Raw genomic sequence first — 20,305 nt, 5'->3', positions numbered from 1 at the left:
GCATCGGCCTTGATCGGTGCCGGTTGCGCAGGTCCCTCAGGAACGGAAGGTTCCGCCAGGTCCGGGGCGAGCCACGGTGGCCGGGGCCTTCGGCACAGCGGGCGGGCTAGATCCCCTGCCAGGCGGGCTTGTTGGCGTAGGTGTGGCGGAAGTAGCCGGCGAGCTTCAGCTTGGACGCCGCGGCCTCGTCGGCGACGACCGTCGCGTGCGGGTGGAGCTGGAGCGCGGACGCCGGGCAGATCGCGGCGACGGGGCCCTCGACGGTCGCGGCGACCGCGTCCGCCTTGCCCTCGCCGGTGGCGAGGAGCACGAGGTGCCGTGCCTCCAGGATGGTCCCGATGCCCTGGGTGATCACGTGATGCGGTACCTGGTCGATGTCGCCGTCGAAGAAGCGCGCGTTGTCGATCCGGGTCTGCTCGGTCAGCGTCTTGATCCTGGTGCGCGAGGCGAGCGAGGAGCACGGCTCGTTGAACCCGATGTGCCCGTCGGTGCCGATGCCGAGCAACTGAAGGTCCACGCCGCCGGCCGCGGCGAGCGCACGGTCGTAGGCCTCGCACGCCGCCTGCACGTCCTCGGCGGTGCCGTCCGGTCCCATGAAGGCGTCCATGTCGATGCCGAGCGGCTCCAGCACCTCGCGCCTGAGCACCGAGCGGTAGGACTCGGGATGCTCGGCCGGCAGCCCCACGTATTCGTCGAGCTGTGCGATCCGCGCCCGCGAGGCGTCCACGGCACCGGAGCGCACCTCGGCCGCCAGCGCCTCGTAGACGGGCAGCGGGGTCGAGCCGGTGGCCACCCCGAGCACGGCGTCGGGCTTGCGCCTCAGCAGCCGCGCCATGGCCTCGGCGATGAGTGCGCCACCTGCCTTGGCATCCGGAACGATGACAACTTCCACGCTGGGCCTGCCGATCTGAAGAGGGCTCGCCGGGGAACCGAGGGGAAACAATAGTGGTATAGACCAATCTACCAGAAACGGTCTCCGACCGAGGGTTCCACGGGCCGCGCGTCCCAGGCCGGCCATGTCCGGGTCGCCCCCCGGCTGCGTGGATCCAAGGACGGGGGCGTGGAACGGAGGCAGCCGACGCCGTGCCGTAGCGGTGAGCCACCCCGAGGAGGCCCCATGACCGCGCCCACCACGGACCCCCGCAGCGACGACCTGCCCGGGCGGATCATGGCCGGGGAGATGGCCGAGCAGCCCGCCGTGCTGCGCCGGATCCTGGACGCCGGGGCGCCGCGGATCCAGGAGGTGGCCCGGGAGGTCGCCGCCCGCAAGCCCCGGTTCGTGCTGCTGACCGCCCGCGGCACCTCCGACAACGCCGCGCTCTACGCCAAGTACCTGCTGGAGATCCGACTCGGTCTGCCCTGCGGTCTCACCTCGATGTCGACGACCACGGCGTACGGCGCCCGCCCCGATCTCACCGACGTTCTCGTCATCACCGTCAGCCGGTCCGGCGGCTCCCCGGACCTGGTCGCCTCCACGCAGGCCGCCCGCGAGGCCGGCGCGCTCACGCTCGCGGTGACCAACAACCCGGACTCGCCGCTCGCCGCGGTCTCCGAGTTCCACATCGACATCCTCGCGGGACCGGAAAAGGCCCTTCCGGCGACCAAGACCTACACCGCCTCCCTGCTCGCCCTCTATCTCTTCGTGGAAGGGCTGCGCGGCGGTGACGGTGCGCCCGCGAAGGTACTGCCCGACCTCGCCGGGCGGCTGCTCGCCCGCCAGGACGAGGTCCGCACCCTCGCCGCCCGGTACCGGTTCGCCGAGCGGATGGTCATCACCTCGCGCGGCTACGGCTATCCGACCGCGAAGGAAGCCGCCCTGAAGCTGATGGAGACCAGCTACATCCCTGCCCTGTCCTACTCGGGCGCCGACCTCCTGCACGGTCCGCTCGCCATGGTCGACAACGTCTCGCCGGTCATCGCGGTCGTGACGGACGGCAAGGGCGGCGCGGCGTTCCGGCCCGTACTGGACAGGCTGCGCGGCCGCGGCGCCGATCTTGTCGTCATCGGGCCCGAAGACCAGGTGGAACAGGCCTCGGCGGGCTTCGTCCTGCCCACCGGGGGCGTACCCGAGGAACTCCAGCCGATCCTGGAGATCATCCCGCTTCAGTTGCTGGCGTACGAGGTGACCATCGCCCGCGGTCAGGATCCGGACGCTCCGCGTGCCCTGGCCAAGGTGACGCAGACGCATTGAGCGGGAGGGTGGTGGCTCCCCTCAGACGCACGCCGGGGCGGGCCGGTGGGAAGCGGAGCACTCGCGAGCACCACGATGGCGATCCGGCCCCGCCCGGGAGCCGAAGACGGCTACGCTGCGGGTGAGCCGTCGGCGGGTGTCCGATAAAGAGACAACAACAAACATCCGCCAACGCATGGACACACGCCCCGGGACCCAGGAACATGGTTCGCGAGCGTGGTCTAGTCCAGACAGCTCAGGTAAGTTCAGTAAAGTCCGCTCGTCCCACGGTGAGCGGGACCTGCCGCACAGACCTCCGTCTTCCCCGCACAGGAGGACGGAACGAGGATCCGGCGCTCTCTGCCCTGACTGCTCCGGCTCCTCGACCATCGGCCGACCGGGACCGCACACCCCACGGCCGTTGCTGCTCCGGGCTGCGGTGCCGGGAGGGTTGAGGGTCCCTCCCAGGCGCCGCGGCCCGCGGGTGTTCCTGGGGGCCTACCGCACCGTCGCCGGTCTGGCCGATTTCGATCGATGTACGAAGCCCCGGGTACCCTCGCACACGTGCCCTCCATGAACGAGCTGGTCCGCCAGCACACCGCGCTCAGCGACTCCGACCTGGAGTGGCTGCATCTGCTGGTGTCGGAGTGGCAGCTGCTCTCCGACCTCTCCTTCGCCGACCTGGTGCTGTGGGTGCCCACGCGCGACGGCACCCGTTACGTCTCGGTCGCCCAGATGCGCCCCAACACCGGCCCCACCTCCTACCAGGACGACATGGTCGGCCATCTCGTCCCGCGTGGCCGCCGCCCCATGCTGGACGCGGCCCTGGACGAGGGCCGGATCGTCCGTGAGGGCGACCCCGAGTGGCGCGAGGAGGTTCCGGTCCGGGTCGAGTCCATTCCCGTGCGACGCGAGGGCCGTGTCCTCGGTGTCATCGCTCGCAACACCAACCTGCTGACCGTACGGACCCCGAGCCGCCTGGAGCTGACCTACCTCCAGAGCGCCTCCGACCTGGCGCAGATGATCGCGGCGGGCTCCTTCCCCTTCCCCGGGCAGCAGGTCGACATGGACGCCTCGCCGCGTGTCGGCGACGGGCTGATCAGGCTGGACGCGGACGGCATAGTCCAGTACGCCTCCCCGAACGCACTGTCGGCGTACCACCGCCTGGGCCTCGCGGCCGACATCGTCGGCCACCACCTCGGCGAGACCACGGCCGAACTGGCTCCGACCCAGGGTCCGGTGGACGAGGCCCTGGTCAAGGTCGCCAGCGGCTGGGCGCCGCGCGAGTTCGAGATCGAGTCGAACGACGGGGTCATCCAGTTCCGCGCGATCCCCCTCAAGCCGAAGGGCACCCGGATCGGCTCTCTGGTCCTGCTCCGGGACGTCACCGAACTGCGGCGCCGTGAGCGGGAGTTGATCACCAAGGACGCGACCATCCGGGAGATCCACCACCGGGTGAAGAACAACCTCCAGACGGTAGCCGCGCTGCTCCGGCTCCAGGCCCGCCGGATCGAGTCCGAGCGGGGGCGGGAGGCCCTCGAGGAGGCCGTACGGCGCGTGGGCTCGATCGCGATCGTCCATGAGACGCTGTCCCAAAATCTGGACGAGCGGGTGGAGTTCGACGAGATCGCCGACCGGGTGCTCGCCATGGTCGCGGAGATCTCGCCCGGTATGGTCACCGGCCGGCGCAGCGGCCGCTTCGGCATCCTCGACGCCGAGGTCGCGACCCCGCTCTCCATGGTGCTGACCGAGGTGCTGCAGAACGCCCTGGAGCACGGCTTCCGGCAGGGCGACACCGGCACGGTCGAGGTCTCCGCGGTCCGCGGCGGTACGACGAAGGAGGCCCGCCTCCTGGTCACCGTCCAGGACGACGGTGTCGGTCTGCCCGAGGGCTTCGATCCGCACACGGCGGGCAACCTGGGCCTGCAGATCGTACGGACGCTGGTGGAGGGCGAGTTGGGCGGCACCTTCGACATGGTCCCGGCCCCGGAGCGCGGTACGAGGGTCATCCTGGACATCCCGGTACGGGCACCCAAGTGACACCGCCTCACGGCGCCGGCGGCGTCCTGCCCCGGACAGCGCCCCCCGACAGTGGTCCCGGACAGCAATGAGCCCCGGACCACAAGTGGTCCGGGGCCAGAGCTCGTTGCCGGGTGTTGCTCACTAGGCGCACCGGGGGTACTGCGCGCTGCGGCTCGGGGGCGGGAGATGCGTACTCGCTGTACGCGCCGCCAACCTCAGGCTCGTACGGGGTGGGCAGGTCAGGCGGTGGCCTGACGGGCCCGGTTGCGGGCGGCGCGGCGCTTCATCGCGCGGCGCTCGTCCTCGCTGAGACCACCCCAGACGCCGGAGTCCTGGCCGGACTCGAGCGCCCACTGCAGGCACTGCTCCATAACCGGGCAGCGACGGCAGACGGCCTTGGCTTCCTCGATCTGCAGCAGCGCAGGACCGGTGTTGCCGATGGGGAAGAAGAGCTCGGGGTCTTCCTCGCGGCAAACGGCGTTGTGACGCCAGTCCATGGCTGCTACCTCTCCGTGGTAATACGTGCAGATTGCTTGTGAATGTGAACGCTTTCACGAATCCCTCAACAAGTGAAGGGCCGATCGTCAGACATACTGACGTGGTCCTGTGGATTGAGGAGGGGTTCGGGCTCTCGATGGGAGGCCGATGTTGCGGGCCGTCCCGAGCGCCACGTAGAGACTCGCAAACCTCAGCGGCGGATACAACCCCTTCCGGAAAGTTTTTTTTGATTCCTTGGTGTCGGCTCGATCACAGCCGTACTTCCAAGGGGTGGATCCTGGCCTAAACGTTCGAGTGAAAGGACTTTAGCCCCTTCTGCTCACACAATCACACGCAGTGCACGGCGTACGCCTGTGAACGTCACGCTCGTACGCACCCCTAGGTGGTCACCGTCCATCTGAAGGGGCAGGGGAGCCTTCGAATGCAAGGTGAAGTCACTCAGGTCGTGCAGTGACACCACATGCTTGCCGCGGGGCCCCCGTTCGGGGGACGAAGTGAGCAACTGGGTTGCATATCGGGCAACCGAGGCCGTCGAGACGCGGCTGAGACCGAGTACGTCAAGTCCTGTATCGAACGACGCCTTAGGTGACGCGTACACCGGACGATTGCCGAGAAACGTCCAGGGCGCCGTGTTGCAGATTATGGACAGGACGAGATCCGTGATCGGTTCCTCGCCGGCCCGCTCCAGAGTGATCGTTCCGTGCCGGCGGTGGGGTTCGCCCAGGAACTGGCGTGCCACCTGGCGCATATACAGCGCATGGGTCGAGCGCTTGCCCTGCTCGCGCCGCTGCTCGACCCGGCCCACCACGCCGGCGTCGAAACCCAGGCCCGCGTTGAAGGTGAACCAGCGGGAGGGCACCGCCTCGTCCTCGGTGCCCGGGGTGCCCGAGGCGAGACCGAGGCCGACCGTCCGCTCGCTGTCGTTGCGCAGGGCGTCGAGGATCGCGCCGGTCGCCTCTACTGCGTCGTTGGGCAGCCCCAGCGCGCGGGCGAAGACATTGGTCGAGCCGCCGGGGACCACCGCGAGGCGCGGGAGGCGGTCGGGGTCCGGGCCGTGGTGCAGCAGGCCGTTCACGACCTCGTTGACCGTGCCATCCCCGCCGAGGGCCACCACCAGCTCGATGTCGTCGCTCTCCGCGGCCTGGCGGCCGAGGTCCCTGGCGTGCCCCCGGTACTGCGTGGTGATCGCCTCGAGCTTCATCTCGCTCGCCAGCGCGTGGAACAGGACGTCACGAGTACGTGCGCTTGTGGTGGTGGCTGTCGGATTGACCACGAGAAGTGCACGCATGGATTGCAGGGTACCTACCGGGGCGGTGCTCATCCCAGCCCGAGGTAGGGATCCGGTAAGAAGAAGGGGGGTGGCCTTGAGCACAGTCGCGGTACCCGTGCCGACGGTGGGCGTGGGCCCGAAGGCTACTCTTCAGGGGTGAGCGCTGAGCAGAACCCCACCCCCGCCGCCTCCGGAACAGAACCGCGTCCCGGGCGGCTGACCGCCGCGGCCGCGCTGGCCGCTCTGGAGGGGCTCGCCGTGGTCGTGGGCGGCATCTGGATTCTCGTCCTGGGTCTGACGGGCACGCCCGACGACCGCGGGCAGGCCGTCACCGGTGGCCTGACCCTGGTCGTGCTCGCGCTGCTGCCCCTGCTGGCCGCGCGCGGACTGCTGCTGCGGCGCGGCTGGAGCAGGGGACCCGCCGTCATCACCCAGATCCTGGCCCTGCCGGTGGCCTACAGCCTGCTTCAGGCCGACAGCATGGCGATCCCGGCCGGCATCGCCCTCGCGGTCGTCGCGGTGTCCGCCCTGGTGCTGCTGCTGCACCCGGCGACGACGCGGGCCCTCGGCATCCGCGGACCCGGAAACGTGCAGGACCAGAAGTAACGGCGCGGCCGGGCTTCGGCACACGCACCTTGGGGCGACCGGATCTCCGGTCGCCCTTCGTCACTCCTCGACCAGCAACTTCTCCCGCAGTTGCGCCAGCGTCCGGGCCAGCAGCCGCGAGACGTGCATCTGGGAGATGCCGACCTCCTGCGCGATCTGCGACTGCGTCATATTGCCGAAGAAGCGGAGGAGCAGGATCCGCTTCTCTCGGGGCGGAAGGTCCTCGAGCAGCGGCTTCAGCGACTCGCGGTACTCGACGCCCTCCAGCGCCTCGTCCTCCGCGCCGAGCGTGTCGGCGACCGCGGGCGACTCGTCGTCCGTGTCCGGCACATCGAGGGACAGCGTCGAGTACGCGTTCGCCGACTCCAGGCCCTCCAGGACCTCTTCCTCCGAGATGGCCAGTTTCTCGGCCAGCTCGTGGACCGTCGGGGAGCGGCCGTGCTGCTGGGACAGCTCGGCCGTGGCCGTGGTCAGGGCCAGACGCAGCTCCTGCAGACGGCGCGGCACCCGCACCGCCCATCCCTTGTCACGGAAGTGGCGCTTGATCTCGCCGACCACGGTCGGGGTCGCGTAGGTGGAGAACTCGACGCCGCGGTCCGGGTCGAACCGGTCCACCGACTTGATCAGACCGATGGTGGCGACCTGGGTCAGGTCGTCCAGCGGTTCGCCCCTGTTGCGGAAGCGGCGCGCGAGGTGCTCGACGAGCGGCAGGTGCATACGGACGAGCTGGTTGCGCAGCTCGGCGTACTCCGGGCTGCCCTCCTTCAGCTTGCGCAACTCGACGAACATGGCCCGCGCTCCGGTGCGGTCCTGAGGGTCGTGCTGTACGCCGCCCGGCACACTCTGCTCAGCGTTTCGCTCGTGCTCGCTCATCGTCCCGCCCGTCACCCTTCCCCATGCTCTCGACTCCGCTCGAGCAGGGGAGGCCCCAGTCCCTCCGGAGGACGTGCTCCGCGTGGCGTCGTCCGGATCCCGCAGTCCGTCGCCCCGGACGGAGAACGCCTCGTCCGTGCCGTTCGGCCCCGTCTGCAGGGGCGCCACGGCCGCCGAAGCCTCGTCCTCCGGGTGCGGACGGGCCTGCTCAGGGATGCCGTCCACGCCGTCCGCCATGCGCCGCGACCCGCTCGGGCCACCGGCGTCCCCGGCGGGGAGTTCCCGTGTGCCGCGCTCTTCGTCCCGCACCGGCCCGTCCCCGTTCGTCACGCCGGCCCGGGTCCCGCGCCGCGCTGTTTGTAGAGGCTGATGGACACGGTCTTGTCGTCGCCGACCGCGGAGGAGACCTTGCCGGCCAGAGCCGACAGAACGGTCCAGGCGAAGGTGTCCCGCGAGGGGGCGTGCCCGTCCGTGGTGGGGGCCGAGACGGTGACCTCGAGCGAGTCGTCGATGAGCCGGAAGACACAGCTGAGCACCGAGCCGGGCACGGCCTGTTGCAGCAGGATCGCGCAGGCCTCGTCGACCGCGATGCGCAGGTCCTCGATCTCATCGAGGGTGAAGTCCAAACGCGCCGCGAGACCGGCCGTGGCCGTGCGCAGCACCGACAGGTAGGCACCCGCTGCCGGAAGCCGGACTTCCACGAAGTCCTGGGTCGCGGGCTCGCCTGCGATCTGGGACACCCTCACCTCCAAGGTGGTACAAGCTCTTTCGGGGCCGAGGGTCGCCCCCGGGGGTAACGCCCTACGTGGTTCAGCGGTGACGCTATCGCGATCTCAGCTTTTCTGTCCCGGGACCCCGATCCCTTCCTGTCACTCATAGTAAACCCATGTATACGCACAGTGGCTAGGGGTCTGCGGGCCCAATCCGGATGAGCGAGCGCCGGTTTGACGTACCCAGTCGTCAGACCGCCGAACCGTCCGGATCCAGGGTCACACGCGAGGGGACCGCGCGTCACACGAGTACATGGTCGACAAAGCACCACCGCCAGCTCTCGCCGGGCTCGAAGGTGCGCATCACCGGGTGGCCGCTGTCCTTGTGGTGCGACGTCGCGTGCCGCAGGGGCGAGGAGTCGCAGCAGCCCACGTGTCCGCACTCCAGACACAGCCGCAATTGCACCGGGTGCGTGCCTGCCGCGAGACACTCCAGGCAGGTCTCGCTCTGGGGCTTGGGCTCGGGGAGCGGCAGCGCGTCGGCGTGCGTGCACTGTTTCATGATTGCCAGGTTACGACGGGTCCGTGCGGTGCCGCGCGGAATTCGGGGACGGGAAGCTGTGCGGAGATCGAGGGTGGGCGGAAGACGATGAACGTATTGCCGTTGCTGTTGCTGGTGGCCGGCAGTGCCGCCGTCGCCGGTGCGGCGCGCCGGACTCCGGTGCCCGCGCCGCTGCTGCTCGTCGCTGTGGGGCTGGTGGTCTCGTATCTGCCGGGGGTGCCGGAGTACACCCTGGACCCCGACATCGTGCTGCCGCTGGTGCTGCCCCCGCTGCTGTACACGGCGGCCACCGACAGTTCGTACCTGGACCTGCGGGCCCAGGTGCGGCCGGTGGCCCTGCTGTCCATCGGGTACGTGCTGTTCGCGACGCTCGCCGTGGGCTGGGCGGTGTATGTACTGGTGCCGGGCATGCCGCTCACCGCCGCCCTGGTGCTGGGTGCGGTCGTCGCGCCGCCGGACGCGGTCGCCGCGACGGCGGTGGCCCGGCGGGTGGGGCTGCCGTCACGGATCACCACGATCCTGCAGGGCGAGTCGCTGGTGAACGACGCGACCGCGATCACGGCGTACAAGGTGGCGCTCGCGGCGGCGGTCGGCGAGGGGGCGACCTGGGCGGACGGGGCGCGGGAGTTCGCCGTGGCGGCTGTGGGCGGCGTCGCGATCGGTCTGCTGCTGATGATGCCGATCCACTGGCTGCGTATGCACCTGAAGGAGGCGTTGCTGCAGAACACGCTCTCCTTGCTGATTCCGTTCGTCGCCTACGGGGCCGCTGAGTGGGTCCATGCCTCCGGGGTGCTCGCCGTGGTCGTGGTCGCCCTCTACCTCGGGTACCACAACTGGCAGGTCGACTTCGCGACGCGGCTCCAGGAGGAGGCGGTGTGGAGGATGGTCGCGTTCGTCCTGGAGTCGGCCGTGTTCGCGTTGATCGGGTTGCAACTCCCGGTCGTCCTGAGGGGGCTGGGCCGGTTCGAGGGCACGCGTGCGGCCTGGTACGCGCTGGTCCTGTTCGTCGTGGTCGTCGTGACACGGTTCATGTGGGTGTATCCGTCGATCTTCCTGCCGCGGATTGCGTCCAAGCGCATCCGGGAGCGGGAGGAGGACCCGACGTGGAGGGGGCCGTTCGTCATCAGCTGGGCCGGGATGCGCGGCGTGGTCTCACTGGCGATCGCCTTCTCGATCCCCCGGGCCATGCACAACGGCGACCCCTTCCCCTACCGCAACCTGATCCTCTTCCTGACCTTCACGACGGTGATCGGCACGCTGGTGGTGCAGGGACTGAGCCTGCCCCCGCTCATCCGGCTGCTGAGGCTGCCGGGGCGTGACGCGCAGGCGGAGACCCTGGCGGAGGCCAACGCCCAGGCACAGGCGTCCCGGGCCGCCGAGCAGCGCCTGGACGCGCTGCTCGACGACGAGCGCAACGCCCTGCCGCCACCGCTTGCCGACCGTCTGCGCAGGGTCCTGGAGCGGCGCCGCAACTCGGTCTGGGAGCGGCTGGGCTCGGTGAATCCGGTGACCGGGGAATCGCACGACGACACCTACCGCCGTCTGTCCCGCGAGATGATCGGCGCGGAACGCAAGGTCTTCGTCAAGCTCCGCAACCACCGCTACATCGACGACGAGATGCTCCGCACCCTGCTGCGCCGACTGGACCTGGAGGAGGCGGCGGCGTACCGGGAGACCACGTGAGGCGGCTCGTCGGGAGCCCACGGGACCACGGCGGTCCCGTCCCGGGGAGGGGCTTGGACCGTATCGCGCGTCGGGCCCCGGATGTCGGTGACCGCCTAAGGGACCCGGGGCGGCGCTGAGGGAAACGGGCTTCCGGTGATCACGGCGGCCAGCACCGTACCCGGAGGGATGGCGCCCTCTTCGGTCAGGACGACAAGTCCGTAGAGCAGTTTGGCGACATAGAGATGTTCCACCGGCAGGCCGTGGCGGGACTCGAAGTCGGCCGCGAAGGCCTCCAGTTCATCGGGTACGCGGGCGTAGCCGCCGAAGTGGAAGCGGGTGTCCAGCGACCAGGTGCCCCGCCGGGCGCCGAAGGTCCGCTGTTGCAGCTCGGCGGTGTCGGCGGCCAGGAAGTCGCCCTTCAGAACCGGGATCCCCAGGGCCCGCTGGTCCTGTGCCAGGCCGGCGGCAAGGCCTGCCAGCGTGCCGCCGGTGCCGCAGGCGACGGCGACCACGTCCGCCCGGCCGCGCAGTTCCTCACCGAGCGCGAGGCAGCCGTGCACGGCGAGGGAGTTGCTGCCGCCCTCGGGCACGACGTAGGCCTCCGCGGCGTCCGCGGCCCGCAGGATGGCGGCCAGGGTCTCAGGTTCCGACTTGCGGCGGTACGTCGACCTGTCGACGAAGTGCAGCCGCATGCCGTCGGCCGCGCACCGGGCCAGGGAGGGGTTGAGCGGGCGGTGGGCCAGCTCATCGCCGCGGACCACTCCGATCGTCCCGAGGCCCAGCAGCCGGCCGGCGGCTGCGGTGGCCCGCAGATGGTTGGAGTGGGCGCCGCCGAAGGTGACCAGGGGGCGGCCGGCCGCGGCCCGCAGGTTCGGGGCGAGCTTGCGCCACTTGTTCCCGACCAGGTCCGGGTGGATCAGGTCGTCCCGCTTGAGCAGCAGCCGGACGCCGTGCCGCGCGAACCGCTCGTCCGCGACCTCCTTCAGGGGAGACGGCAGACGTGGGTGCAGCACGGCCGGGTCGAGCGCTTCGGTGTGCGGCACATCGGGGCTGGTCACCCCGCCATTGTCGAACACGCGGGGAGTCCGCACGGCCGGGCGGGGGCGGCCGGTGTCACTTCAGGCGGTCGCGGACCCGCTCCCGAAGCCAGGTCATCGAGAAGCCCTTCGGATCGACCTTCCCGGGCTGCCACTCCAGATGCCCGATCACCGAGCGTTCCGACCAGCCGTGCCGGCGGCAGATCGCCGCACTCACCTTCTCGATCGCCTCGAGCTGGGCCGGGGGCCAGGGGTCCTCGCCGTCGCCGAGGTTCTCGCACTCGAAACCGTAGAAGTGGCGGTTGCCATCGGTGTTCGCCTCGTTCACCGGGGGCAGCGCCTTTTCGGCGACGACCGCGCGCAGTACGTCGTCGTCGCCCGGCCCCGCGTGGTTGGCGCGGCCGTAGCCCACCAGATGCACCACACCGTCCTTGGTGATCACGCCGTGGCACAACGGCCCGGGCAGCTCGGCGTCGCCGTCGCGGCACACCGCGACGGTCCGCTCGCTCCCCGATGTCGCCGTGTGGTGGATCAGCACTCCGTGGACGGGGCCCCAGGGGCCCTTGTGGTCGCGGTTGTGATGTCGCCAGTCGCCGACCTCGACGACGGTGACGCCTTCGGCTTCGAGCCGGTCGAGGAACGTGCCCGCGGACATGGGTGGGGCCATGGCCGCCTCCTTCGCGCTGCGCGACGGCCACCGGTCGCGGCCGCCCTGTACCGCTGCTTGTACCGGCGACCGCAGCGCGCGGACCAGCCGTTCGTACGGTGTGCGAGCCGATCCGGTCAGCGGAGGATCTGCCGACGATCGGCCGGCCCGAGCAGGGACTTGTGCGTGCGCTTTTGGGCCCGCGCCCGTCCTCGACCGCCGGTTCGGGAGGGATGCCGCGGCGCCTTGGCAGGGCTCCCCAGTGTGCCCAGGGCCACGATGATCCATTCCCGCTCGTTTGGGTAATGGCACGGTCACGCTTCGTGCTGCGAGGCTTCTTCCCGCAGATCAACGCATGATCCGGGAGGGGCAAACCCAATGTCGGTAGGCGAAGAGGTCCGCGCGGACGAGAACAGGCCGCAGCAGAGTCTGGGTACCGCGGCCGCACGGAACCTGGCCACCACCACCAAGTCCGCACCCCAGATGCAGGAGATCAGCTCACGATGGCTGCTGCGCATGCTGCCGTGGGTGAACGTGCAGGGTGGTACGTACCGTGTGAACCGCCGCCTCAGCTATGCGGTGGGCGACGGCCGTGTGACGTTCGTGAAGACCGGCGACCAGGTCACGGTCATCCCGGCCGAGCTCGGTGAGCTGCCGGCCCTGCGGTCGTACGACGACCAGCACGTGCTCGGCGAACTCGCCCAGCGCTGCCAGCAACGGAGGTTCGCGCCCGGGGACGTGCTCGCCGAATTCGGCAGCCACGCCGACGAGGTGTATCTGCTCGCGCACGGCAAGGTCGAGAAGATCGGAACGGGCCCCTACGGGGACGACGCGGTGCTCGGCGTCCTCGCCGACGGCGCCTACTTCGGCGATCAGGCGCTGCTGGACCAGGGTGCCATCTGGGAGTACACGGCCCGCGCGGTCACCGCCTGCACGGTGCTCGCCCTGCCCCGCCGGGACGTCGAACAGGTCGCGGAGCGCGCGGAGTCGCTGCGCGAACACCTCCGGCAGCAGCGCACGATCCCGGAGCAGCGCACCAACAAGTACGGCGAGAAGCAGATCGACCTCGCCGCGGGCCACAGCGGCGAGCCGGACGTGCCGCACACCTTCGTCGACTACGAGGCCGCACCCCGCGAGTACGAGCTGAGCATCGCCCAGACCGTGCTGCGTATCCACTCGCGCGTGGCGGACCTCTACAACCAGCCGATGAACCAGACCGAGCACCAGTTGCGGCTCACCGTGGAGGCGTTGAAGGAGCGCCAGGAGCACGAGTTGGTCAACAACCGTGACTTCGGTCTGCTGCACAGCTGCGAATACGACCAGCGGCTGCAGCCGCACGACGGCGTGCCGAGCCCCGACGACCTGGACGAACTGCTCAGCAGGCGGCGCGGCACCAAGCTGTTCCTCGCCCACCCGCGCGCGATCGCCGCGTTCGGCCGGGAACTCAACAAGCGCGGACTGGTCCCCGAGACCGTCGACATGGGCGGCAACCGCATCCCCACCTGGCGGGGAGTGCCGATCTTCCCGTGCAACAAGATCCCGGTCAGCGAGGCCCGTACGACCTCGATCATCGCCATGCGTCTCGGGGAGGAGGACCAGGGCGTCGTCGGCCTGAGGCAGACGGGCCTCCCCGACGAGATCGAGCCGAGCCTCTCGGTGCGCTTCATGGGCATCAACGAACAGGCGATCATCAAGTACCTGGTGACGGCCTACTACTCGGCCGCGGTCCTGGTCCCCGACGCGCTGGGTGTCCTGGAGAACGTCGAGATCGGCCGCTGGAGGTGACACTGAGCACAACCGGCACGCCGTGTGCCCGCCCGTCCGGGCGGGTACACACTCGGGGTACTGGCCCATCGGCAGCGGAAGCGTCACCGTCCGCAGACACTTCGAGGCGGTTCCATGGGTGAGTTCATGACGGAGCCGAAGCAGAGTCCGACGCTCGGACGGCTCGGCCCGGCCGGCCCCCTTGGCCGGCTCGGCCCGCTCCCGGGCCCGGCCGGGCCGCCCGACGGACACGAGGCCACGGTGATCCTGGAGCGCACCCGCGCCTCGGTCGACCCGGAGCTGCGCCGGGCCGTGGACTCGCTGCCCGGCTCGATGCGCCGCATCGCGCGCTACCACTTCGGCTGGGAGCACGCGGACGGCACCCCCGCGTCCGGCAACGCGGGCAAGGCGATACGGCCCGCGCTCGTCCTGACCGCGGCCCGCGCGCTCGGCGGCCAAGCGGCCGCCGCCGTGGGGGCCGCCGCGGCCGTCGAACTGGTCCACAACTTCACGTTGCTGCACGACGACGTGATGGACCGGGACGCCACCCGCAGACACCGTCCCACCGCCTGGACCGTGTTCGGCGACGCCGACGCCATCCTCGCCGGGGACGCCCTGCAGGCGCTGGCCCTGCGGCTGCTCGCCGAGGACCCGCACCCGGCGTCCGGGGCGGCGGCCGCCCGGCTCGCGTCCTGCGTCGTCGAACTGTGCGCCGGTCAGCACGCGGACACGGCCATGGAGCGGCGCGACCCCGACGAGGTCACCCTCGACGAGGTGCTCGCCATGGCCGAGGCGAAGACGGGCGCACTGCTCGGCTGCGCCTGCGCACTCGGCGCTCTGTACGCCGGAGCGGACGAGGAGGACGTCGCGGCGCTGGACGCCTTCGGCCGCGAGGCCGGGCTCGCCTTCCAGCTCATCGACGACGTGATCGGGATCTGGGGGGACCCGAGCCGCACCGGCAAGCCGGCCGGGGCGGATCTCATGGCCCGGAAGAAATCGCTGCCCGTGGTCGCCGCCCTGGCCTCCGGTACACCGGCGGCGGCGGACCTGGCGGAGCTCTACCGGGGACCGTACGAGGAAGGGGAGTTGGAGCGCACCGTGCTCGCCGTCGAGCGGGCGGGCGGACGTGACTGGGCGCAGGTGCAGGCGGCCGACCGGATGGGCCGGGCGATGCACGAGCTGTCCCGTGCGGTTCCCGACCCGGCGGCAGGGGACGGCCTGCTGGCCCTGGCCGAGTTCGTGACCCGGCGCAGCAGCTGACCGGCACGACCGTCAGACCCCGGAGACCCGGGTTCCGCGAGGCTCCTGACCCCTCGCGGCACCCGGGTCTCCGGCTGCGCAGGAGGCCCCGCACCTCTCCGCGGTGTGCGGCCCCCCGCGCCCTTTGTCGAAGGCCGGTTCGCCTCCCGAACGCCCCTTCGGGTCATGCGCCCAGCAGCACTCGATAGGGTCAACGCCCGTAGGGGAAGAGCTGGTTGGGGTGAAAGGGCGGGCAGATGGGCGTGGCCATCCGGGCGGCGGAGGGGGACGACCGCGAGACGGTCGTCCGGCTGCTGGACGAGGCGTTCCGGGACGATCCGGTCAGCAGCTGGGTGTTTCCTGACGAGGAGCACCGGCGTACGACGCACCACAGGCTGATGGGCGCGTTCACCGACATCGTGTTCGCCGAGGGGCGCATCGATGTGACCGAGGACGGCACGGCCTGTGCGCTCTGGCTGCCGGTGCCCGCCGGCGACCACGCGGGCGCGGAGGACGACGCGGAGGACGCGGACGACGCCGTGCGACTGCGTGAGACGGTCGACCCGGACAACGAAAGGGTCGAGCGCATCGCCCGGCTGACGGCCGCGTCGCACCCCACGGAACGAGCCCACGAATACCTGTGGATGATCGGCGTGGCCCCGGGGCACCAGGGCGAGGGCCTCGGCACCGCGCTCATCCAGCACGTCCTCGACCGCTGCGACCGGGAGGGCCTGCCTGCCTATCTGGAGGCGAGCAGTGCCCGCAGCACCAGGCTGTACGAGCGGCTCGGGTTCGCCTACACGGGTCGCACCCTCGACATCCCCGACGGCCCGAAGATGTGGCCGATGTGGCGCGATCCTCGCTGACCGAAAGCACCGGGGGCGCCGCACCCGTGGCCGCCCTACGCTGAGGGCATGGGCAGCAAGGATCAGGTCTGTCCGTCCTGCGGGCAGCCCGTCGGCACCGTCGTACGGCGCCACAAGACGCTGGGTGCCTTCGTCCCGGTGTGGCGCCCCGGTCCGTGCCGCAACCCCAAGTGCCCGGCGTACGCGGCTCGGGAGACCGGGGTGTCGTACCCGAAGCCTAGGGTTGGCGGTATGTCCGAACCTCTGCTGCACCTCACCGAGCGCTCCCTGTGGGAGGCGGCCCGCGCGACCGGCACCTACGAGATGTCGACCCGCGACCGCACCCTTCAGGAGGAGGGCTTCATCCACTGCTCGCTGCGGCACCAGGTCCCGCGCGTCGCGGGCTGGGTGTACGGGACGTACGAGGGGCCCGACGAACTGGTGCTGCTCGTCATCGACCCGCGGCGTCTGACGGCCCCCGTACGCTACGAGGCCGTGCGGCCCGGCGGCGAGGAGTTCCCGCACATCTACGGGCCGATACCGGTGTCCGCCGTGGTGGACGTGGAGGTCTGGAACGCCGGGACGGCGGCGCCGGAGTGACCGCGACGGGGGGACGGAGCAAGGCCTGGCGGTGGGCCGTCGGGGTGTGGGCGGCACTGGTGCTGACGGGCGGGGGCCTCACGCTGTGGCTGCAGGAAGCGAACGAGCCGGATCCTCCGGCCCGGTGGGAACGCGCGCCCGCTCCGCTGCTGTCCGCGGACGTCGACGAGACCTCCTGTCCGACCCCGACGCCTGCCACGAGGCCGGTGATCATCGTCTGTGCGTACTCCGCCGTCCGGTAGGACGCCGTCATCCGGCGGAGCGGGCATGACGGCGCCGTCCGGCGTCGCCTAGCCGGGCAGGCCGCCCGTCCACGGGTCGCGGCCCGTCAGGCAGTACGTGCCGCCGGCCGGGTCGCGCATCACCGTCCAGTGGGTACCCCGCTCGACGAGGGCGGCGCCCAGGCGTTCGTGCCGGGCCCGGGTCGCCTCGATGTCCGCGCACGCGAGGTCGAGATGGGCCGAGGCGGGGCCGTCGGTGCCGAGGCGCTGCACCAGGATGCGGACCGGCAGTGCGGCGGGCGGCCGGACCACATGGAACTCCGGCAGGGAGCCCGGATACGACTCCCAGCCGGTGAGGCCGCCCCAGAAGGCGACTTCGGCGTCGAAGACAGCCAGGCCGACGTCGAGACACACCTGGTCGAGCCGGTCGGCCGCACTGCCGGAGTCCTCGACCACGGGAGGCCGCGCCGACTCGCCGTGCCAGGGCACGGCGCAGAACGACTGGCCGCCGGGGAGCGGAGCACGGCCCACCCCGGATGGCCGGCGACGACGTCGGCTCCGCGCCGCCGCCACCAGCGCGGGCACGTCCTCGACGGCCAGGTCGAGATGGGTGCCGCCGCCCGCGCGCACGGCCTGCGCCTTCAGGCAGGCGTCTCCCGTCTCTGGCAGCAGCGTCACGAACTCGCCGTCATCACCCCGGGTTTCGGACAACTTGGTCTCCGTGACCGCGGTCCAGAAATCGCAGGCCCGGCCGAACTCCGGAGCGGGTCGGTCGACGAAGACGTAGGTCCAGCGGATCGGTTCGCTCACGGGGCGACTCCCTGGCAGACGGTGCGGACGGTGGACGGGCCGCTCGTACCGTCTCCCGGCCGGAAGGAACGCGCAACGCGTATCCCGGGCCCGGCTGCCAGGTGGCCGCGGTCCGCGTCAGGCGGCGCGGCGCTCCGTGAAGCGCAGCAGGTTGCCCGCCGGGTCGCGGAAGGCGCAGTCGCGCATGCCCCAGGGCTGGTCCATGGGTTCCTGGAGGACGTCGGCCCCGGCCCCCTCGACGCGGGCGAAGAGGGCGTCGCAGTCCTCGGTGGAGAAGATGACGCCCCGCAGGATGCCCTTGGCGAGCAGCTCCGCCATCGCCTGGCGGTCCGCCGGGGAGGCGTCCGGGCTGGCGCCCGGCGGCTCCAGGACGATCTCCACGTCGGGCTGGAGCGGTGAAACGACCGTCACCCAGCGCATCCCCTCGAACCCGACGTCGTTGCGGACCTCGAGGCCCAGGACGTCCCGGTAGAAGGCGAGCGCCTTGTCGTGATCGTCGACGGCGATGAAGCACTGGGAGAGTTTCAGGTCCATGGCGCCAGGCTAGAGCTGGGCGCGCGGGTCCGCTCGCGTATCGCCCGGCCTGCCCCGGCGGGGGCGCGTCAGGCCCTTCACCACGCACGGCGGAATCGGCGCTGCGTGCTCGTGCGACCGCGCTCGGTAGGCGCTCGGCGTCTCGCCGACCAGTTCCGTGAAGCGCGAGCTGAACGACCCCAGGGAGGTGCACCCCACGGCGATGCAGACCTCCGTCACGGTCATGTCCCCGCGCCGCAGCAGCGCCTTGGCCCGCTCGATGCGGCGGGTCATGAGGTAGCTGTACGGAGTCTCCCCGTAGGCCGCGCGGAAGCTGCGCTGGAAGTGCCCGGGCGACATCAGCGCGGTGTGCGCGAGCGCGGGCACGTCCAGCGGCTGTGCGTAGTCTCGGTCCATCCGGTCGCGGGCCCGCCGCAGCCGGACCAGGTCGTCCAGGTCCACGCCCACAGCATGGCACGGGGTACTGACAACAGGACCCGGCTTGAGACGGCTCGGCGGCCCGGACGGACGGAACGGTCCGGTCCGCAACCGACTGATCCATGCGCTTGCCCCGGGCGGCCGGGCACATGTGAAGGGGCCCGGCCGACGGTGCGGCCGGGCCCCTTCAGACACGTCGCTGACCTGCGAGGATGCACCGCTCGCGGGTCTTTGCGATCAGAAGGACCGGTGGATCAGGCCTTCTTGGTCTCCCAGAAGATCTTGTCGATCTGGGCGATGTAGTCCAGCGCCTTCTGGCCCGTGGCCGGGTCCTTCGACGCCTTGGCGGCCGAGAGGGCCTTCAGGGTGTCGTTGACCAGCTGGTGCAGCTCCGGGTACTTCTCGAAGTGCGGGGCCTTGAAGTAGTCGCTCCACAGCACCGAGACGTGGTGCTTGGCGAGCTCGGCGCGCTGCTCCTTGATGACGGTGGCGCGGGCCTGGAAGTGCGGGTCGTCGTTGGCGGCCATCTTCTCCTGTACGGCCTTCACCGACTCCGCCTCGATGCGGGCCTGGGCCGGGTCGTAGACGCCACAGGGCAGGTCGCAGTGGGCGCTGACCTTGACCTTGGGGGCAAACAGGCGGGAGAGCATGAAGCTGTCCTTCCTCGTGATCGTCTTCTCAGGTGGGACATTACTCCGTGGGGGACGGGTTTTCGCGAGTGCCCCCGTGGGCTTACGTCAAAAGTCCAGGGTGAGACTGGGACTGGTGGAGGATCGGACCGGGGAGGTGCCGGGGATGCCGGAGCTGTCACAGGAGTTCGAGCGCACGAGGGCCCTGCTGCCGTTGGGGGCGGCGGAGGTGACGGGACCGTCCATGGTGCCCACGCTGCACCACGGGGACCGGCTGCTCGTCCAGTACGGGGCGCGGGTCCGGCCAGGTGACGTCGTCGTTCTGCGGCATCCCTTCCAGCAGGACCTGCTGGTCGTCAAGCGGGCTGTCGAGCTCCGCGAGGGCGGCTGGTGGGTGCTCGGCGACAATCCGTACGCGGGCGGGGACAGCACCGACTACGGCAGCGTTCCCGAGGAGCTCGTCCTCGGGAAGGTGCGACTGCGCTACCGGCCGCGCAAGGAGGGTCAGCGCTCGCTGTTCGCGCTGCTGCGCTGGGCGCTCTCGGCCGGCCGGCCCGTGTTCTCCGACCGGTCCGCCTCCAGGCGCTTGCGGGCACGGTAGGCGGCCACGTTGGCGCGCGTCGCGCAGCGGTCCGAGCAGTAGCGCCGGGAGCGGTTCGTCGACGTGTCGAGGTACGCGTTGCGACAAGGGGCCGCCTCGCACAGGCCCAGGCGGTCCACGCCGTATGCGGTGAGGTGGAAGGCGAGCCCCATCGCGGCGATCGCCGCATAGCCCGCGGTCGCGTTCGACGGGTGGTCCGCGAGGTGCATGTGCCACAGCGGGCGGCCGTCCTCGTCGCGGTGGTCGTGCCCGGAGATCTGCGGGCTCACCGGGAACTCGAGGAGCAGCGAGTTCAGCAGGTCCACGGCGAGCGTCTCGTCGCCGGTGTCGGCCGCCTCGAAGACCGCACGGAGTCGGGCCCTGACCGATCGGAACCGGGTGACGTCGGCGTCGGTGGCGCGGCGGGCCGCCGACTGGTTGCCCCCGAAGAGGTCGCGGACGGCCTCCACCGAGGTGAGCGAGTCCTTGCCCCGGGCCGGTTCCTCGCTGTTCACGAGTCGTACGGCGTAATCCGAGTAATAGGCCAGTTCCACTTGTAGTCCTTACGGAGGCGCTCTATGGTCGTGGGGCGGTCGGGTAACAGACG

The 20,305-nt window shown here is 70.8% G+C and carries 22 protein-coding genes and 1 pseudogene; 10 read left to right on the top strand and 13 right to left on the bottom strand.

Annotation, left to right across the window (positions count from 1 at the left end; all coding sequences use genetic code 11):
- Positions 1–106: 106 nt before the first annotated feature.
- Complete coding sequence (gene nagB, locus ABZ904_RS24785; RefSeq protein ID WP_359395868.1) at positions 107–892, bottom strand: glucosamine-6-phosphate deaminase; 786 nt, start codon at positions 890–892, stop codon at positions 107–109.
- Positions 893–1,117: 225 nt separating this feature from the next.
- Between nagB and ABZ904_RS24780 the strand changes: the two genes are divergently transcribed.
- Positions 1,118–2,191, top strand: coding sequence for an SIS domain-containing protein (locus ABZ904_RS24780; RefSeq protein WP_361825522.1), 1,074 nt, complete (start codon positions 1,118–1,120; stop codon positions 2,189–2,191).
- Positions 2,192–2,743: 552 nt separating this feature from the next.
- A complete protein-coding gene (locus ABZ904_RS24775) occupies positions 2,744–4,210 on the top strand; it encodes a PAS domain-containing sensor histidine kinase (protein WP_359395988.1) in 1,467 nt (488 codons plus the stop codon).
- 221 nt (positions 4,211–4,431) lie between these two features.
- Here ABZ904_RS24775 and ABZ904_RS24770 read toward each other — a convergent pair whose 3' ends face one another.
- Positions 4,432–4,689, bottom strand: coding sequence for a WhiB family transcriptional regulator (locus tag ABZ904_RS24770; protein WP_006380970.1), 258 nt, complete (start codon positions 4,687–4,689; stop codon positions 4,432–4,434).
- Positions 4,690–5,009: 320 nt separating this feature from the next.
- Positions 5,010–5,978 carry a diacylglycerol kinase family protein gene (locus ABZ904_RS24765; RefSeq protein WP_361825519.1) on the bottom strand — a complete coding sequence of 323 codons (969 nt, stop codon included), beginning with the start codon at positions 5,976–5,978 and terminating at the stop codon, positions 5,010–5,012.
- A 138-nt stretch (positions 5,979–6,116) separates the two neighbouring features.
- Between ABZ904_RS24765 and ABZ904_RS24760 the strand changes: the two genes are divergently transcribed.
- Entirely contained in the window at positions 6,117–6,566 is a 450-nt protein-coding gene (locus ABZ904_RS24760; RefSeq protein WP_359395861.1) for a hypothetical protein, read from the top strand.
- Between the two features lie 60 nt (positions 6,567–6,626).
- On the opposite strand, the gene ABZ904_RS24755 is transcribed toward ABZ904_RS24760, so the two are convergent.
- From ABZ904_RS24755 to ABZ904_RS24745, 3 genes are all read right to left on the bottom strand, one after another.
- Positions 6,627–7,769 (bottom strand): RNA polymerase sigma factor SigF, encoded by a 1,143-nt coding sequence (locus ABZ904_RS24755; protein ID WP_359395859.1) that lies wholly within the window; start codon positions 7,767–7,769, stop codon positions 6,627–6,629.
- A complete protein-coding gene (locus tag ABZ904_RS24750) occupies positions 7,766–8,179 on the bottom strand; it encodes an anti-sigma regulatory factor (RefSeq protein WP_071369611.1) in 414 nt (137 codons plus the stop codon). The genes ABZ904_RS24755 and ABZ904_RS24750 overlap by 4 nt, the downstream gene beginning before the upstream one ends.
- Positions 8,180–8,450: 271 nt before the next feature.
- Entirely contained in the window at positions 8,451–8,711 is a 261-nt protein-coding gene (locus ABZ904_RS24745) for a UBP-type zinc finger domain-containing protein (protein ID WP_359395856.1), read from the bottom strand.
- Between the two features lie 87 nt (positions 8,712–8,798).
- Here ABZ904_RS24745 and ABZ904_RS24740 point away from each other — a divergent pair, with 87 nt between their 5' ends.
- Positions 8,799–10,394 (top strand): Na+/H+ antiporter, encoded by a 1,596-nt coding sequence (locus tag ABZ904_RS24740; RefSeq protein ID WP_359395854.1) that lies wholly within the window; start codon positions 8,799–8,801, stop codon positions 10,392–10,394.
- 95 nt (positions 10,395–10,489) lie between these two features.
- On the opposite strand, the gene ABZ904_RS24735 is transcribed toward ABZ904_RS24740, so the two are convergent.
- Together ABZ904_RS24735 and ABZ904_RS24730 are read right to left on the bottom strand one after the other, a co-directional pair.
- Entirely contained in the window at positions 10,490–11,434 is a 945-nt protein-coding gene (locus ABZ904_RS24735) for a pyridoxal-phosphate dependent enzyme (RefSeq protein ID WP_361825516.1), read from the bottom strand.
- Between the two features lie 55 nt (positions 11,435–11,489).
- Positions 11,490–12,080 carry an N-acetylmuramoyl-L-alanine amidase gene (locus tag ABZ904_RS24730; protein ID WP_361825514.1) on the bottom strand — a complete coding sequence of 197 codons (591 nt, stop codon included), beginning with the start codon at positions 12,078–12,080 and terminating at the stop codon, positions 11,490–11,492.
- 357 nt (positions 12,081–12,437) lie between these two features.
- Here ABZ904_RS24730 and ABZ904_RS24725 point away from each other — a divergent pair, with 357 nt between their 5' ends.
- From ABZ904_RS24725 to ABZ904_RS24705, 5 genes are all read left to right on the top strand, one after another.
- Positions 12,438–13,844: a family 2B encapsulin nanocompartment shell protein gene (locus ABZ904_RS24725; RefSeq protein ID WP_359395848.1), complete on the top strand. Its 1,407-nt coding sequence runs from the start codon at positions 12,438–12,440 to the stop codon at positions 13,842–13,844.
- 114 nt (positions 13,845–13,958) lie between these two features.
- Complete coding sequence (locus tag ABZ904_RS24720) at positions 13,959–15,083, top strand: family 2 encapsulin nanocompartment cargo protein polyprenyl transferase (RefSeq protein ID WP_361825512.1); 1,125 nt, start codon at positions 13,959–13,961, stop codon at positions 15,081–15,083.
- A gap of 236 nt (positions 15,084–15,319) precedes the next feature.
- Entirely contained in the window at positions 15,320–15,928 is a 609-nt protein-coding gene (locus ABZ904_RS24715) for a GNAT family N-acetyltransferase (RefSeq protein ID WP_359395843.1), read from the top strand.
- A gap of 231 nt (positions 15,929–16,159) precedes the next feature.
- On the top strand, positions 16,160–16,507 hold the full coding sequence (locus ABZ904_RS24710) for a DUF952 domain-containing protein (RefSeq protein ID WP_359395986.1): 348 nt from the start codon (positions 16,160–16,162) through the stop codon (positions 16,505–16,507).
- Positions 16,504–16,749, top strand: a complete 246-nt coding sequence (locus tag ABZ904_RS24705; RefSeq protein ID WP_359395841.1) for a hypothetical protein — start codon at positions 16,504–16,506, stop codon at positions 16,747–16,749. The genes ABZ904_RS24710 and ABZ904_RS24705 overlap by 4 nt, the downstream gene beginning before the upstream one ends.
- 48 nt (positions 16,750–16,797) lie before the next feature.
- Here ABZ904_RS24705 and ABZ904_RS24700 read toward each other — a convergent pair.
- The 4 genes and pseudogenes from ABZ904_RS24700 to sodN form a co-directional block, all read right to left on the bottom strand.
- Positions 16,798–17,538 (bottom strand): annotated as a pseudogene (locus ABZ904_RS24700) (VOC family protein).
- Between the two features lie 117 nt (positions 17,539–17,655).
- Complete coding sequence (locus tag ABZ904_RS24695; RefSeq protein ID WP_359395837.1) at positions 17,656–18,072, bottom strand: VOC family protein; 417 nt, start codon at positions 18,070–18,072, stop codon at positions 17,656–17,658.
- Between the two features lie 9 nt (positions 18,073–18,081).
- Positions 18,082–18,513 carry a helix-turn-helix transcriptional regulator gene (locus ABZ904_RS24690; protein WP_359395835.1) on the bottom strand — a complete coding sequence of 144 codons (432 nt, stop codon included), beginning with the start codon at positions 18,511–18,513 and terminating at the stop codon, positions 18,082–18,084.
- A 230-nt stretch (positions 18,514–18,743) separates the two neighbouring features.
- Positions 18,744–19,139 carry a superoxide dismutase, Ni gene (gene sodN / locus ABZ904_RS24685; RefSeq protein ID WP_355133333.1) on the bottom strand — a complete coding sequence of 132 codons (396 nt, stop codon included), beginning with the start codon at positions 19,137–19,139 and terminating at the stop codon, positions 18,744–18,746.
- 145 nt (positions 19,140–19,284) lie between these two features.
- On the opposite strand from sodN, the gene sodX reads away from it, so the two are divergent.
- Positions 19,285–19,719, top strand: coding sequence for a nickel-type superoxide dismutase maturation protease (gene sodX / locus ABZ904_RS24680; protein WP_359395832.1), 435 nt, complete (start codon positions 19,285–19,287; stop codon positions 19,717–19,719).
- Here sodX and ABZ904_RS24675 read toward each other — a convergent pair.
- The gene (locus tag ABZ904_RS24675; RefSeq protein ID WP_359395830.1) at positions 19,623–20,252 is read right to left on the bottom strand and encodes a CGNR zinc finger domain-containing protein; all 630 of its coding nucleotides are present in this window, start codon (positions 20,250–20,252) and stop codon (positions 19,623–19,625) included. The genes sodX and ABZ904_RS24675 overlap by 97 nt on opposite strands.
- Positions 20,253–20,305: the final 53 nt, after the last annotated feature.

It is taken from the genome of Streptomyces sp. NPDC046900 (genome assembly GCF_040644975.1).
Classification (GTDB): domain Bacteria; phylum Actinomycetota; class Actinomycetes; order Streptomycetales; family Streptomycetaceae; genus Streptomyces.
Note: the sequence above shows the minus strand (reverse complement) of the source record. Positions and strands in the feature narration are given on the sequence as shown.